This is a genomic window from Streptomyces sp. NPDC002076, from assembly GCF_053593835.1.
In genome coordinates, this window is the sequence record NZ_JBSFDI010000006.1 from 92,540 (window position 1) to 106,628 (window position 14,089).

Sequence of the window (14,089 nt, forward strand, 5' to 3'; positions counted from 1 at the left end):
CTGAAGTGGAAGACAGAACTCCCGTTTTACGACGCTGCCGGGTCCCCTAGACGAGCCGTACGGGCTTCTCCGGCCGTATCCCGGACGCGGCCAGCCAGTCGCGCAGCGGGCCCGGGTCTCCCTCCTCGACGAGGCTGAGCACCTTGGGGACGAGGTCGGTGGCGCGCTCGCCGCCCAGCACGAGGGAGGGGCCGTCCAGCCAGTCCAGAGCGGGGACCGCGCCCGCGGTGTCGACGGCCGCGCAGCACACCATCGCCGTGACGTGGTCGGTGAGCAGGTCGCGGGCGGTGCGTGGGGGCTGCAGCGGGAAGAGCGGCAGGCCGCCGTCGTCCCACAGGGCGCTCTCGGGGGTCCGGCCGGTGGCGGTCGCCCCGGACCTCGGGGCGCCGGCCTCCTCGCGGGCCAGCGCGGCGCTCAGGCCTGCGGCGAGGGTGGCGCTGCGTTCCGTGCCGGGGTCTTCGGGCGGCGGTCCCGCCTCAGCTTCGCGGATCGCCTGCGGCGCCTCGGCGGCATGGGACACGTCCGCCTCGTCTTCACCCTCGGCGGGATTCTGGTTCCCACTCGCACCACCCGTGCGGCTTTCGTCGTCGGGTGCGGGTGGCCCCTGTCGGGCGTCCTCGCCGCCGGCGGCTTGCGGAGCCGGTGGGGCTGCGGGGCCGTACTCGCCGTGGGTGGCCTGCGGGGCTGTGGGGCCGTGCTCGGCGTCGGGGGATTTCGGTATCGCCGCTGCCGAGGGGGGTTCGGTGAGGTGGTCCAGGACTCGGGCCAGGGTGGGGCCGCCGGGGTCGGGGGTCGCGGGGTCGAGGGAGGGGCGGACGCCCAGGGAGTCCAGGACGCGGTGCAGGCGGGCCGCGTCGGCGCGCCAGGTGCGGTCCACGACCTCCTCCGGATACGCCTGCCAGTCCACCGGCGCCCAGTCCGGGCCGGGCTCCGCAGGGCCGCCGTGGAAGAGGCGGGCGGCGAGGAGGGACGCGGCCTCGTCCACGGCACCCGGCTCCTCCAGGAGGTCGCACGCGGGCCGCTCGCCGAGCCGGGAGGTGAAGCCCTCCGCCAGGCGGTCGCGCCGGGACAGCTCGGTGAGCGCCGCCACCACGCCCGCGTCCAGCCGCGAGGGCCAGCGGCCCATGCGCCAGGCGGGCACCGCGACCCTGGTCAGCAGCCGGTCCCAGCCGGCGTAGGCGAGGCCCACCTGCTCCTGGGCGACGATCCGCAGGCCGTAGTCGACGGCCTGGGCCCGCTCGGCCGCCGCCGCGGCGACCCCGCGCTCCATCTGCGTCGCGTGCTCCCGGCAGCCGCGCAACAGCAGCCGGGCCACCCAGCCGAGGGCCGCGCACACACCGCGCGTCGCCGGGCAGCGGCCCGGTGTCGAGGCGACAGCGACCGCCGCGTCCAGGCCACGCACGAAGCGCCGGGCTGCGGCTATGTCCGGGTGCGCCGAAGGGCCCGTACCGGCGATGACCGGGGCGAGGACCGCGCGCAGCTCGCCGACCCGCATCCACCACAGGAACGGGGAGCCGATGACGAGCACCGGGGCGACCGGCGCGCGGCGGCGGCCCGGGCCCGCCAGCTCGTCCTCGTCGGGCGTGGAGCGCTGCGGCGGGCCGTGGGCCGAGTGCGTGCGGTCCTCCAGCCAGCTGTCGCAGTCCGGGGTGAGCGCTATGGCCGAAGGGGCCGGCACGTCCAGCCGGTCGGCGAGGTCGCGCACCATCCGGTACAGATCCGGGGCGGACCCCTCCGGGATCGGCACCGTCGGGCTGACGGCGGGGCGGGCCCGGGCCACGACCAGGGCGATACCGGTGGCGGCCAGCAGCACCAGCACGGCGAGCAGGCCCACGACCCAGCGGGTCACGTCCCAGCCCCCGCCGACGAAGTGGCCGGTGGAGCCGCCGGTCAGCAGGATCACCGCGGCGGCCGCGGGCAGCACGGCCACGGCCAGCGCCCGGCCCCGGACCCGCAGTACGGCGAGGGCCCGGGAGCGCGCGGCCTGCGCGCCCATCTCCGCACCGATTCCGGTCACGTCCCGCCCTCACCCCCTCGCCGCCGATGCCGTGCTTGCCTGGTGGTGCTCACTCCCCCACTGTGGCACCCGCCACCGACATCGCAATGCCGGTGGGCCAAGTGCCGGAACGCATGCGCGGCACCCTAGTTGGGGCCCCGGCCCCCGTCAGCCGTATGGACGATTGCTCACTCGATGGAATGGCTTTGGTCAGAGGTGAGTGACAGACAGCAAAGATCAGGCCCCGGATTGTGGGTCCGGGGCCTTCATCAGGAGGGGGCAGGTCAGGCGGTTGCCGCCGGTGCGGCCTGGGCCGCCTTCGCGGCGATGTCCGTGCGGTGCTGGGAGCCTTCCAGACGGATCCGGCCCACCGCCCGGTACGCCCGCTCGCGCGCCTCGGTCAGGTCCTTGCCGGTGGCGGTGACGGACAGCACCCGGCCGCCCGCGCTGACGACGGTGTCGCCGTCCCGCCTGGTCCCGGCGTGCAGCACGTACGCGTGCGGGGCGTCCTCGGCGGCCACCTCGTCCAGACCGGTGATCGGGTCGCCGGTGCGGGGGGTGGCGGGGTAGTTGTGCGAGGCGACGACGACCGTGACGGCCGCGTCCTCGCTCCAGCGCAGGGGCGGCAGATCGGCGAGGTTGCCGGTGGCGGCGGCCATCAGGAGGCCGGCCGGCGGGGTCTTCAGCCGGGCCAGCACGACCTGGGTCTCGGGGTCGCCGAAGCGGGCGTTGAACTCGATCACCCGGACACCCCGGCTGGTGATCGCCAGGCCCGCGTACAGCAGCCCGGAGAAGGGGGTGCCGCGGCGGTGCAGCTCGTCCACGGTGGGCTGCAGAACCGTCTCCAGCACCTCGTCGACCAGCTTCGGCTCGGCCCACGGCAGCGGCGAGTACGCGCCCATGCCGCCGGTGTTCGGGCCCTCGTCGCCGTCCAGGGCGCGCTTGAAGTCCTGGGCGGGCTGGAGCGGTACGACCGACTCCCCGTCGGTGATCGCGAAGAGGGACACCTCGGGGCCGTCGAGGAACTCCTCGATGACCACGCGCTCACAGGCGGCGGCGTGGGCCTTGGCGGCCGCCAGGTCGTCGGTGACGACCACGCCCTTGCCGGCGGCGAGGCCGTCGTCCTTGACGACGTAGGGGGCGCCGAAGGCGTCGAGGGCCTCGGCGACCTCGTCGGCCGTCGTGCACACGTAGGAGCGGGCGGTCGGCACGCCGGCCGCCGCCATGACGTCCTTGGCGAAGGCCTTGGAGCCCTCCAGCTGCGCGGCCTCCTTGGACGGGCCGAACACCGGGATGCCCGCCGCGCGGACGGCGTCGGCCACGCCGGCGACCAGCGGGGCCTCCGGGCCGACGACGACCAGGTCGGCACCGAGGCCGGCCGCCAGCTCGGCGACCGCCTTGCCGTCGAGCGCGTCGACCGGGTGCAGCTCGGCGACCTCGGCGATGCCGGCGTTGCCTGGGGCGCAGTGCAGCGCGGTGACGTCGGGGTCGAGGGACAGGGAGCGGCACAGGGCGTGTTCGCGGGCGCCGTTACCGATGACGAGGACCTTCACGGGGTCAGCCTAATGGCAAGGTTGCCGAAGGTCGGGGCGCGGGTTTGTTGGGGTTTCCTCCAAAGAGGGGTTGCTCGCGGAAAGTGGGGCCACTCGCGCGTCCTCGCCGTTCCGGTCGGCTACTCGTTCGAGAACTCCTCCACCACCGTCGCGCCCAGTTCCCGCACGATCAGTTCGTGGCCGGAGAGGGCCGACTCGTCCAGGTCCGGGTCGTCGTCCTCGGGGATGTCGTCCTCGGGGGCGACCGGGGGCGGCTCGGGCGCGGCGGCGGGCCGGGGGGCAGGCGTGGGTGCCGCCGTGGCGGAGCTGGGGCCGGCCTGGGGTGCCGCGGGAGCCTGCGGGGTCGGCTGGGGGACCGTGGGGCGGGGTGCGGCCGGGGTGCCGTAGCCACCGCCGCCCCCGGCGGGAGCGCCGTAGCCGGCTCCGCCGCCCAAGCCCGAGCCCCCGGCGGGCGCCGGTGCGGAACCGCCGCCGGACGGGTCGACGACCGCCTCGATCTTCCACTGCACGTTGAACTGCTCGGCCAGTGCCGCCCGCAGCACGTCCTCGCTGCCGCTGCCGGCGAAGTTGTCGCGGGCACCGGCGTTGACGAAACCGAGCTGGAGGGTGGTGCCGTCGAAGCCGGTCACCTGCGCGTTCTGGCTGAGCAGGATCCAGGTGAAGCGGCGGCGGTTCTTGACGGCCTCCAGGATGTTCGGCCAGAGCATGCGGGGGTCGAGGCCACCGCTCGGGGCGGCCGGGGGCGCCGCCGGGGCTGCGGGGGCCGCCGGAGCTGCCGGGGCTGCCGGGGGCTGTTGCTGGGCCGGGGCACGGCCGGGGGCCTGGCCCTGGGGTGCGCCGCCCGCCGGTGCCGCTGCCGTGGGCCAGCCACCGGGGCGTCGGCCGCTTCCGGCGGATGCGGCGGTGGGCCAGGCACCGGGAGCGGCGGGAGCCGGGGTGGGAGCACCGGCCGGGGCCTGGGCAGCGGGGGGTTCGGAAGGCGATGCCGGGGCCTGGGTGGCGGGGGCAGCCGCTGCGGGGGGTGCCGTGGGAGCGGGGGCGGCCGGGGCCGGACCGCCGGCACCAGGGCCGCCGTCACCGGGACCAGCAGCTCCAGGCGCACCCACACCCGGCCCACCGACACCGGTGCCACCCGCCCCCGGCCCACCAGCCGCTCGTACCGCCGCGCGGGCCGCTGCCGGGCCGCTGCCGGGCGGTACCGAGGGCAGGGGGGCGCCGGTGCCGTGGGCCTCGGGGCCGGGGACGTAACCCATGGCGGGCATGCCGCCGCCCGAGAAGTGGACGCCGCGTTCGAGACGGTCGAGGCGGGCCATCAGCGACCGGTCGTCGCCGTAGGCGGCGGGCAGCAGCACGCGCGCGCAGATCAGTTCCAGCTGGAGGCGGGGCGAGGTGGCGCCGCGCATCTCCGTCAGGCCCGCGTTGACGAGGTCGGCGGCGCGGCTCAGCTCGGCGGCGCCGAAGGTGGAGGCCTGGGCCTGCATGCGCTCCAGGACGTCGGCCGGGGCGTCGAGCAGCCCCTTCTCCACGGCGTCCGGCACGGCGGCGAGGATCACCAGGTCCCGGAGCCGCTCCAGCAGGTCGGCGACGAAACGGCGCGGGTCGTTGCCGCCCTCGATGACACGGTCGACGACCTCGAAGGCGGCGGCCCCGTCACCGGTGGCGAAGGCCTCGACGACGGAGTCGAGAAGCGAGCCGTCGGTGTAGCCGAGGAGAGAGGTGGCCATGGCATACGTCACACCCTCCTCGCCGGCGCCGGCGAGGAGCTGGTCCATGACGGACATGGAGTCACGCACGGAACCCGCGCCGGCCCGCACGACGAGGGGCAGCACGCCGTCCTCGACCGGGATGTCCTCCTTCTGGCACACCTGGGCGAGGTAGTCCCGCAGGGTGCCGGGCGGCACCAGCCGGAAGGGGTAGTGATGGGTCCGCGACCGGATGGTGCCGATGACCTTCTCGGGCTCGGTGGTCGCGAAGATGAACTTGAGGTGCTCCGGCGGCTCCTCGACGACCTTCAGCAGCGCGTTGAAGCCGGCCGACGTGACCATGTGGGCCTCGTCGATGATGTAGATCTTGTACCTGCTGCTCGCGGGGCCGAAGAACGCCTTCTCGCGCAACTCACGGGCGTCGTCCACACCACCGTGAGAGGCCGCGTCGATCTCGATGACGTCGATCGAGCCCGGGCCGTTGCGCGCCAGGTCCCGGCACGACTGGCACTCGCCGCACGGGGTCGGAGTGGGACCTTGCTCACAGTTCAGACAGCGGGCGAGGATGCGTGCGCTCGTCGTCTTGCCGCAGCCGCGCGGACCGCTGAACAGGTACGCGTGATTGACCCGGTTGTTCCGCAGCGCCTGCTGCAGCGGGTCGGTGACATGCTCCTGCCCGATGACCTCGGCAAAGGTCTCCGGGCGATAGCGGCGGTACAGCGCGAGAGACGACACGCATACGAGGTTATAGGCGCCCACTGACAACCGGTCCCGGCCGCGGGCGCCCCGGCGAGGTCCGGACCGACCCGGGAACGCAAGGGCCCCCCACGCACCCGCCAGAGCCGACCTACCCTTGCTGCCTTCCGGCCCTGGGGGAGTTCAGTCAGATAGCGCCGCGTGAGGGGCTGCGCCCCACATTACCCGATCGCGGCCCACGGTCCGTACCCGATCACGACCCACGGCCGCACCCGATGCGGGCCTGCGGGAACGAGTTCGCGAGCACTCCCCTCGGTCATGTAATGTTTCCGGCGGAGGATTCGCCTAGAGGCCTAGGGCGCACGCTTGGAAAGCGTGTTGGGGGCAACCCCTCACGAGTTCGAATCTCGTATCCTCCGCCAGCCCAGAGGGCCGGGTCACGAAAGTGGCCCGGCCCTCTGGCGTTCGTCCGTCTCGGTTTCCGTCTCAGTCACTTTCCCGGCCCGCTCCGGGCGGCGCCCAGAGGGCGTCTCCGACCTGCTGAGCGACTTTCCGGAGCATGACTCCCGTCACATGCATGCGCGTCGATCACGACATCCTGGACGCCGAGGATCAGAAGCACGGTCGCGGTGGTGTGCCGAGCGTCGTGAAGCCGCCCGTCCCGACCGCAGGAGCCACTTCCATAAGTGATGGTCGGTGTCGGGGCTGAGAGGCTCGCCGACCGGCGAGGCGAAGACGTAGCCCTTTCCCTCCCGGTCGGCTGTTCACGGAGCTGACGGCGGGTGTCCTCGGACCTCGCTGCCCACACACCTCGCCTACGCCGACTGCCGTCACCGCGCGTTCGACGAGGAACCCCACGACCGCACCGACGAGGACCAGCAGGCAGCCGAGCGCACAACCATGCTCCAAGGACGAGCCCGGTCCGCTCCCGGAAGGGATCTCTTGGGAGGCCATCGACTGCCGGGACGTGTGCGTCCAGCCTGCGGTTCCTCCACTGGAGCGGCGATACAGTCCGCGCATGAAGCCGACGGACGCCGACCCCACACAGCAGCCAGGCAGGTTCACCGGGTTCCTGCGCCACCTTGCTCGGCACCCTTTGCTGCTCGCCTGGTTCGTGGCCCTGGCAGCCCTCTCGGTCGCGCTTCAGTCCGAGATCCCTCAGCCGTGGTCCGGCTTGGTCTACCTGGCGGTCATACCTGCTGGTGTGATCCCAGCCACGCGCAGCTTCGAACGCGCTCGCCCCGAACGAGAAGATCCCTCCAACACCTGACGCGGCGCCCCTTGCATGCCCGGACACCGCCGGGCACCGCGTTCTAGCCGTCGTCTTCGTCCCGGTCGTCTTCGAAGACGAAGAGCGGTTTGGCGCCGTGCGCGGGTGTTTCGGCGAACGAGACGGCTTCGGTGAATCGTTCGAGCGGGAACGGCCGGCCTTGGGGGATGCTCAGCACTTCATCAGCGACGAGGCTGCGAACCTCGGACAGCGCGCGCAGCGCATCCGTGGGTGAGGCGGTGCCGAACCAGCGGTTCAGCCAGAAGCCGCGCACCGCTTTGGTCTCGTAGATGATCGAGCGCGCCGACAGCGGAATGGTCAGCGCCACCGGGTCGGTCTGCCGGTGGGTGGAGAGCGCGCCGTAGACCACGACCTCTCCGCCGGGAGCCAATGCCTGGGACACCTGGGCACCCACGTGGCCCGCGACGCAGTCGACGGCCTTGCGCACGCCGTCCGGTCCTGCGATCTCGGTCACCCGCCGCACCAGGTCCTCGTCCTCGGTGCAGACGACCTCGTCGCCACCAAGCGCCTTGATCTCCGCAACGGCATCGCGCCGCCGCACCACGTTGATCGTGCGGACACCCAGATGCCCGGCCAGCTGAATGACGAGCCGGCCGACGGTGGAGCCCGCCGCCGTCTGCAACAGCCATTCGCCCGGCTGTACGTGGAGTTCGCGAGTCACCAGGAGCAGCGCGGTCAACGGGTTGACGGCGAGTTGGCAGGCGCTGGAGTCGCTCAGACGATCGGGGACCGGCAGCAGCCTGTGTGTATCGGCGACAAGGTATTCCTGCCAGGTGCCGGTCACCCGCGGCCCGGGTACGGCCGGGACGGCGACGGCCACCACACGCTCGCCGATCTTCAGTCCCTCGGTGTCCGGACCCAGGGCCGCAACACGGCCCACGCATTCCATGTGCCCGCCGACAGTGGGAAACTCGGGGGCGAAACCGTAGCGACCGCGCAACACGTGCAGATCGCTGGCGTGAATCGGAGTCGCCTTCACGCGGATCAACGCCTGGCCGGCTTCTGGCGTGGGGACAGGCCGGGATTCCAGCCGCAGGACGTCGTTCGGCTCGCCGACCTCTCCGGCCACGAGCGCGCGCATGGATCGCGGCATGAGCGACCTTTCGTCTGATCGCCAGAAGTCACCCCCCTCCACTCCACCTTGCGCTCCTTCGCGAGCGCTGTCATGTCCACCTGGCGCTCCTGCCCGGGACGAGTGGCCGGCCACCAGCTGCCCCGCCCAGAAGATCGACCGCGTCCGGGACTGGCCTACCGCGTCACCCGCACCCGTGCCGACACCGTCACCTGGTCCAGGTCCGACACCCGGACCGTCGCCTTCATCGTCCAGGTGCCGGGGAGGGGGAGGTCGAAGGAGTCGGTGGACCAGTAGCCGCCGCGGTCGGTGATGCGGGTGTCGAGGGGGCCCAGGTGCCGGGCGGGCAGGGTGAGGGTGACGCGGAGTTCGGGGACCGTGGACAGGCCGCCGTCGGGGCCGTAGACCACCGCCTGCACGGAGGTGCGGCCGATCCGGCCCGGGTCCAGGGTGATCTGGACCTTGCCGTGGCCGCCGGGGGTGCCGACGTCGAAGGGGATCGTGGTGACGGAGGCCGTGGGGATGCCGGTCGTCGCGGTTGCGGACTGTGCGGCCTCCTCGGCCGCACGGCCGGGGACCGTGCTCGTCAGCAGGGTCGTCAGGGCCAGGACCAGCACGCCGACGGCCGCCTCCGCCAGCACCGAGCGGCGCAGGGTGTGGAAGGGCGGGGGTGGGGGCGGGGCGGCGGGTTCCGGTGGGAGCGGGGGGCCCGTGGCCGGTTCGGGGACACGGGCGACGGCCACCCGGGGCTCCCGGGCCAGGCGGGTGGTCCAGGTGCGGGAGCAGGCCGCCGCCAGCAGCAGCGCGGTGACCGCCGCCAGTTTGGCCAGCAGCGTGCGGCCGTACGTCGTGTCCGTGAGTGCCTGCCAGGAGCCGAGGCCGCGCCAGGACTGGTACACGCCGGTCAGGACCAGGACCGTCACCGAGGCGGAGGCCAGGCGGGAGAAGCGGGCCACGGTGGCCGGGGAGGTGCGCCGCAGGGTGCGCAGGAGGGCCGTCAGACCGCCCAGCCAGGCCGCCATGGCCAGCAGGTGGAGGGTGGCGGAGGTGATGGCCAGGGGGACCTGGATGCCGGCCGCGGCGTGGTCGGCCGCCGTCCAGGTGAGGGCGAGGGGGAGGGAGACGGCCCCGGCCACGGCGAGCGTCGTACGGCGCGGGAGTCCTCTGCGGCGGGCCCGCAGGAGCGCCACACCGGCGCCGGCCAGGAGCAGCAGCGTCAGGCGGACGAGCAGGAGGGCGCCGGGGCGGGTCGTGGCCGTGTGGGTCAGGGAGCCCAGGGAGACGCCGGGTGAGGTGCCCTCCTCGTAGGGGGCGCGCAGGAGGTACAGGGCGGCCGTCGTGGCGAGGAGGGTCCAGGCGGCGGTCAGCACCGGGGTGCGCAGCGGGGCCGCCGTCGGCGGGCGGCAGTACGCCACGAACGCCGCGGCGCCGAGCAGGAGGGCCACGGAGAGGTAGGCGAGGTAGCGGGCGATGTTGTACAGGGCCGCCGTGGCGGGGTTCTCCGCGTCGTCGGGGGCCGGGCTCGCGGCCGTCGCCGTGCGGTTGCCGACCGAGAAGGTGAGCGCTCCGGACACCGGGTGGCTGTCCGCGGACACCACCCGCCAGGCGACCGTGTAGGTGCCGGTGGCGAGCTTCGCGGGGAGGGCGACGCGGGCCATGTCCGAGCGGCCGGGGGCGTGCTCGGCGGGGCCCGTGCGCAGCCGGCGGTTGGTGGGGTCGTAGACGCGGAAGGAGTCGGTGAGCAGGCCGACCGATTCGGAGAAGGTCAGGGTGACGTGCCGGGGGGCCGTGCGCAGGAGGGTTCCGTCGGCGGGGTCGGACGTGCGCAGGGCCGCGTGGGCGGACGCGGGGGCCGCCGTGCCGAGCAGCAGCACGAAGAGGCCCGCGCAGAGCAGGCCCAGCCGTCGTGCCCTTCGACGCCGGTCGTGCAGCAGCACTCGTCCCCTCCCTCGCCGCATTCCTCTTAGGAGCACGCCTCGCCGCCCGTCCTCCGTATGAGTACGCAGAGACCGGCCGGAGCGCTCACCCCGCGAGCGATCGGCCGCAACGCTCACCAGGTCGGCCGGGCCGAGATGCCGCCGTCCACGGTCAGGTCGTGGCCGGTGATCCAGCTCGCGAGCGACGAGGCCAGGAACACACAGGCGTCGGCCACGTCCTCGGGACGGCCGAGCCGGCCGGTGGGGACGGCGGCAAGCCAGCGGCGTACGCCGTCCGGCCAGGCCTGCGCCAGGCCCTCCCGGTCGATCAGGCCGGGCGACACGGCGTTGACCCGGATGCCGTCGGGCCCGTATTCCAGAGCCGCCGCGCGGGCGTGCATGACCACTGCCGCCTTGGCTGCGCTGTAGTGGGCGTGGCCGGGCGCGGGACGGGAGGCCTCGATGGAGGCGATGTGGGTGATGCTGCCGCCGCCGTGGGCCCGCATATGGGCGGCGGCGGCCTGGGTGCAGGCGAAGACGCTGGTGAGGTCGGTGTCGACGACCGTGCGCCACTCGGCCGCCGTCATGCCGGGCAGGGGCTGGATGGGCTGGACGGCCGCGTTGTTGACGAGGGCGGTGAGCCGGCCGCCGGACCAGTCCGCCGCCTCCCGGACCAGTCGGTGGCAGGCGTCCTCGTCCGTCAGGTCCGCCCGGAGTACGACGGCCTCGCCGCCCGACTCCCGGATCCGGGCCGCCACTTCGCCGGCCGCGTCCACCGCCGTACGGCAGTGCACGGCCACCGCCGCGCCCTCCTCGGCGAAGCGCAGCGCGATGGCGCGGCCGATGCCGCCGCCCGCGCCGGTCACCAGGGCGGTCTGTCCGTCGAGCAGGTTCAGCGGGCTCCTGTTCATGGGCGGCACAGTTCCGCGATCCGGGCGGCCTCGGACGGGTAACGCGCCGTCAGGTCGGCCGCGCTCCCGTGTTCGTAGTCCGGATAGGTGAATCCGGGCGCCATGGTGCAGCCGAAGAACGCCCACGCGCCGCCCGGTGCCACCCGCGCGCCCATCCAGGTGCGCGCGGGCACGGTGAGCTGGAGGTGCTGGCCGGACAGCGGGGCGGGGCCGAGGACGGCGGTGCGGGTGCTGCCGTCGGGGGCGAGCAGCAGGAGGTCGAGCGGGTCGCCGAGGTAGAAGTGCCAGATCTCGTCGGTGGGCAGGCGGTGCAGGGCGCAGAAGTCGTCGGCGGTGAGCAGGGCGACGATGGCGGAGCCCTCGGGCCGGCCGTCGCGGCGCTCCGGCCCCTCCCAGGTACGCCGGAACAGGCCGCCCTCGCGGGGGATGGGTTCGAGGCCGTAGTGCGCGATCAGATCGTCCGGCGTCAACGTCACCCGGGGAAGGCTATCGCGCGCTCCAGGAAGGCCAGTTGGGCATGCTTCTCCGGCCGGTACACACCGGTACACAGCGGGGAGGTCCCCTCGGGCAGGACGACCGCCGGGCCGCGCACCAAGCCCTGGCGTTCGAAGCGGGCGATCGCCCTGGTGTCGCGTACGTCCGGGTCGACCACGAGCCGGCGCCGGTCCGGGGCCCGCAGCGCGTACGTCGTCATCACGGCCGGCAGCGCCGAAGTCCAGCCGGGGCGCGGGCCGTAGGGGCCGGCCGGGCCGAGGAGGACGTGGACGCCGAGGTCGCCGGGTCGCGGGGGCGGATGCGGACGGTGCCGAAGCCATCGACGTGCTGTTCATAGAGGTCGGTCATGGGGTTTCCTCGTCGGGTTCCAGCGAGGTCAGCGGAGTCCGGTCGGTGACGACGGGGACCAGTTACCCCTTGTGGGTGGCGAGCCAGGCGCCGGGCGGGGTCCGGGCTGCCAGGGGGTGGGGGTGAGTCCGGTGCAGGCGCATTCGGGCGCCCGGCGGGCATCGGCCGGCGGACCCTCGTTGACGCCGTCGACGTACGCCCGGACGCAGTCGGCCGTCTCCGGCTCCCGGCGTTCGGCGCGACGAAGCAGCAGCGGGCCGTGTCGTCGAGGCGTGCCCTGCGGCCGTCGGACCACCCCGGCTGCGTCGCGCGCGCCGTCGGGCCACCATCGACGCATGGACGTCACCCTGCACCTCGCCCAGGACCCCGACGCCGACGCGCTCCTCGGGCGGTCCGCGCTCGCCGCACTCACCGGCATGCTGCTCGACCAGCAGGTCCCGATGGAGTGGGCGTTCAAAGGTCCCCGGACCATCGCCGACCGGCTCGGCGTCGAAGCGGCCGGGGATCTCGACGCGCACGACATCGCCGCGATGGACCCGGAGGCCTTCGCCGCGCTGCTCGCCGAGAAGCCGGCCGTGCACCGCTACCCGGGCTCGATGGCCAAGCGCATCCAGCAGCTGTGCCAGTACCTCGTCGAGCACTACGACGGGGACGCGGAGGCGGTCTGGCGGGGCGTGCCGACCGGTTCCGAACTGCTGAAACGGCTGGAGGACCTGCCCGGGTTCGGCAAACAGAAGGCCCAGATCTTCCTCGCCCTGCTCGGCAAGCAGCTCGGCGTCACGCCCGAGGGCTGGCGGGAGGCCGCGGGGGCGTACGGCGAGCGCGAGTCCTTCCGCTCCGTCGCCGACATCACCGGGCCGGAGTCACTGGCCAAGGTGCGCGCGCACAAGCAGGAGATGAAGGCGGCGGCGAAGGCCTCCGGCAAGCCGGGCCGATAGACGTGGAGTGGCCGCGGGCCCTCACTCGACCGGCCCACCCCGATGGCAGCCCCGACCCCGCCGTCCACAGCATGAACCATGACCGAGATACCGCACACCGGTCCGGAGTGGGGCCGTGAGTACGACGACCGGAATGTGCACGCGGGCGCGCCGCCGGGCGACCGGCGTGAGCCCGAGCCGCCGTTCGAGGGGCCCCTGCACGCCCTGTCCCAGGCCGCCTGGCAGGTGGTCATGGTCACCGGGACCGCCTCACTGGTCCTCGGCGTCCTGGTGCTCGTCTGGCCCGGCCCCTCCCTGCTCGTCGCCGGCGTGCTGTTCGGGCTCTACCTCTTGGCCAGCGGCGTCTTCCAACTGGTCGCCGCGTTCGGCACGCACCGGGCGACCTCGCTGCGGGTGCTGGCGTTCATCAGCGGCGCGCTGTCGATCCTGCTCGGCCTGCTCTGCTTCCGCGGGCCCATGCAGTCGATCCTGCTGCTCGCCCTGTGGATCGGCATCGGCTGGCTGATCCGCGGGATCACCCAGACCATCGCCGCCGCGCAGGACTCCCGGATGCCCGGCCGGGGCTGGCAGATCCTCCTGGGGGTCCTCACCTTCGTCGCCGGGATCGTGCTCATCGACGCGCCGTTCCGGTCGGTCGCCGTGCTGACCCTCGTCGCCGGCGTCTGGCTGCTCGTCGTGGGGATCGTGGAGATCGTCACCGCGTTCAGCATCCGCGGCCGGGCGAAGGCGATCCCGCGCACGGTGTGAGCGGCGGCGTCAACCGCGGGCCCCGCGCCTACGCCGAGCGGGCGAATCTCGGGCCCCGCGTGCTGCACACCCCGCACGCCCCGGGGACATACCCGACGTGAGCAGGACCGCGAGTGTCCCCCGGAGCCGTACCTGGCTGCGGGCGCTCGTGCTGCTCCTCGCCCTGTGGGTGCCCGCCGCCCATGCGCAGGCCCAGGCGGCCCACGCGCTGGGCGCGTCCGCCGAGACCTTCGAGCACGATGTGCTCGACACGCTCCTGCGGCCGCCCGCTCCCGCCGTCCACCGGGCGGGCGTACCCGAGCGCCCCGCGCCCCTCCCCGACCCGGCACCCGCCCGGCCGGCGGTACGCGCCTGCCCCGGCACGCCCCGGGCGCCGTACGCCCCGCCCCTGCTCCGCACGGTGGTCCTGCGCTGCTGACGGAC

At 73.9% G+C, this 14,089-nt stretch carries 12 protein-coding genes, 1 tRNA gene, 1 other RNA gene and 3 pseudogenes; 5 read left to right on the forward strand and 12 right to left on the reverse strand.

Going from position 1 to position 14,089, the window contains the following annotated elements:
• Nucleotides 1–46 precede the first annotated feature (46 nt).
• The 4 genes from ACWCQS_RS14825 to ffs form a co-directional block, all read right to left on the reverse strand.
• A complete protein-coding gene (locus ACWCQS_RS14825) occupies nt 47–2,017 on the reverse strand; it encodes a hypothetical protein (RefSeq protein ID WP_451004803.1) in 1,971 nt (656 codons plus the stop codon).
• Between the two features lie 263 nt (nt 2,018–2,280).
• Entirely contained in the window at nt 2,281–3,549 is a 1,269-nt protein-coding gene (gene purD, locus ACWCQS_RS14830; protein ID WP_451004804.1) for a phosphoribosylamine--glycine ligase, read from the reverse strand.
• A 119-nt stretch (nt 3,550–3,668) separates the two neighbouring features.
• Entirely contained in the window at nt 3,669–5,987 is a 2,319-nt protein-coding gene (locus ACWCQS_RS14835) for a DNA polymerase III subunit gamma and tau (protein WP_451004805.1), read from the reverse strand.
• A gap of 79 nt (nt 5,988–6,066) precedes the next feature.
• Nucleotides 6,067–6,161: signal recognition particle sRNA small type (ffs, locus tag ACWCQS_RS14840), an RNA gene on the reverse strand.
• Nucleotides 6,162–6,282: 121 nt separating this feature from the next.
• Between ffs and ACWCQS_RS14845 the strand changes: the two genes are divergently transcribed.
• A tRNA-Ser gene (locus ACWCQS_RS14845) sits at nt 6,283–6,370 on the forward strand.
• Nucleotides 6,371–6,434: 64 nt separating this feature from the next.
• Here ACWCQS_RS14845 and ACWCQS_RS14850 read toward each other — a convergent pair.
• Nucleotides 6,435–6,694, reverse strand: a pseudogene (locus ACWCQS_RS14850) (site-specific integrase); the annotation flags it as partial.
• A gap of 272 nt (nt 6,695–6,966) precedes the next feature.
• Between ACWCQS_RS14850 and ACWCQS_RS14855 the strand changes: the two are divergent.
• Nucleotides 6,967–7,218 carry a hypothetical protein gene (locus ACWCQS_RS14855; protein ID WP_451004806.1) on the forward strand — a complete coding sequence of 84 codons (252 nt, stop codon included), beginning with the start codon at nt 6,967–6,969 and terminating at the stop codon, nt 7,216–7,218.
• Between the two features lie 43 nt (nt 7,219–7,261).
• On the opposite strand, the gene ACWCQS_RS14860 is transcribed toward ACWCQS_RS14855, so the two are convergent.
• The 7 genes and pseudogenes from ACWCQS_RS14860 to ACWCQS_RS14890 form a co-directional block, all read right to left on the reverse strand.
• Nucleotides 7,262–8,320 (reverse strand): zinc-dependent alcohol dehydrogenase family protein, encoded by a 1,059-nt coding sequence (locus ACWCQS_RS14860; protein ID WP_451004807.1) that lies wholly within the window; start codon nt 8,318–8,320, stop codon nt 7,262–7,264.
• Between the two features lie 167 nt (nt 8,321–8,487).
• Entirely contained in the window at nt 8,488–10,269 is a 1,782-nt protein-coding gene (locus tag ACWCQS_RS14865) for a copper resistance CopC/CopD family protein (RefSeq protein ID WP_451004808.1), read from the reverse strand.
• A gap of 92 nt (nt 10,270–10,361) precedes the next feature.
• Nucleotides 10,362–11,138, reverse strand: coding sequence for an SDR family NAD(P)-dependent oxidoreductase (locus ACWCQS_RS14870; RefSeq protein ID WP_451004809.1), 777 nt, complete (start codon nt 11,136–11,138; stop codon nt 10,362–10,364).
• Nucleotides 11,135–11,608, reverse strand: coding sequence for a cupin domain-containing protein (locus ACWCQS_RS14875; RefSeq protein WP_451005073.1), 474 nt, complete (start codon nt 11,606–11,608; stop codon nt 11,135–11,137). Before ACWCQS_RS14875 ends, ACWCQS_RS14870 begins: the two co-directional genes overlap by 4 nt.
• A gap of 2 nt (nt 11,609–11,610) precedes the next feature.
• Nucleotides 11,611–11,877: pseudogene (locus ACWCQS_RS14880) on the reverse strand (GNAT family N-acetyltransferase); the annotation flags it as partial.
• Nucleotides 11,832–11,981, reverse strand: coding sequence for a hypothetical protein (locus ACWCQS_RS14885; RefSeq protein WP_451004810.1), 150 nt, complete (start codon nt 11,979–11,981; stop codon nt 11,832–11,834). The pseudogene ACWCQS_RS14880 and the gene ACWCQS_RS14885, both read right to left, overlap by 46 nt.
• A 71-nt stretch (nt 11,982–12,052) precedes the next feature.
• Nucleotides 12,053–12,263, reverse strand: a pseudogene (locus ACWCQS_RS14890) (penicillin acylase family protein); the annotation flags it as partial.
• 53 nt (nt 12,264–12,316) lie between these two features.
• Between ACWCQS_RS14890 and ACWCQS_RS14895 the strand changes: the two are divergent.
• The 3 genes from ACWCQS_RS14895 (at nt 12,317) to ACWCQS_RS14905 (ending at nt 14,084) form a co-directional block, all read left to right on the forward strand.
• Entirely contained in the window at nt 12,317–12,919 is a 603-nt protein-coding gene (locus ACWCQS_RS14895; RefSeq protein WP_451004811.1) for an HhH-GPD-type base excision DNA repair protein, read from the forward strand.
• 78 nt (nt 12,920–12,997) lie between these two features.
• Nucleotides 12,998–13,666: an HdeD family acid-resistance protein gene (locus ACWCQS_RS14900; RefSeq protein WP_451004812.1), complete on the forward strand. Its 669-nt coding sequence runs from the start codon at nt 12,998–13,000 to the stop codon at nt 13,664–13,666.
• Between the two features lie 97 nt (nt 13,667–13,763).
• Nucleotides 13,764–14,084, forward strand: a complete 321-nt coding sequence (locus ACWCQS_RS14905; RefSeq protein WP_451004813.1) for a hypothetical protein — start codon at nt 13,764–13,766, stop codon at nt 14,082–14,084.
• Nucleotides 14,085–14,089: the final 5 nt, after the last annotated feature.